Source organism: Bradyrhizobium sp. Mp27 (assembly GCF_029953005.1).
Taxonomy (GTDB): domain Bacteria; phylum Pseudomonadota; class Alphaproteobacteria; order Rhizobiales; family Xanthobacteraceae; genus Bradyrhizobium; species Bradyrhizobium barranii.
Genome location: NZ_JASAUS010000802.1, coordinates 1 through 222 on the forward strand (window position 1 = coordinate 1; position 222 = coordinate 222).

The 222-nt window shown below is 64.4% G+C and carries 1 pseudogene; it reads right to left on the bottom strand.

The annotated features are described in order from the left end of the window. A pseudogene (locus QJT78_RS52710) lies at positions 1-195 on the bottom strand (IS1380 family transposase); the annotation flags it as partial. Positions 196-222 lie beyond the last annotated feature (27 nt).

Sequence of the window (222 nt, forward strand, 5' to 3'; positions counted from 1 at the left end):
CGCGAACATGCGCGCGCGGAACATATCGACCAGGCTGTGCACGACCCGCGTCGGATCGCGCCGATCCGGGAACACCCGGGCCAGATTGTCGGCCAAACCGAGACGCCGCTCTAGGCGTCCACCATCGAAGGCAGCTGTGACTTTCTTGGCGTGAATGGCTGGAAACGAGAAGGGCGGAATCGTATCGTCGGTCATGGCGGGCGTGGCGTTCGCGGTTGGAGG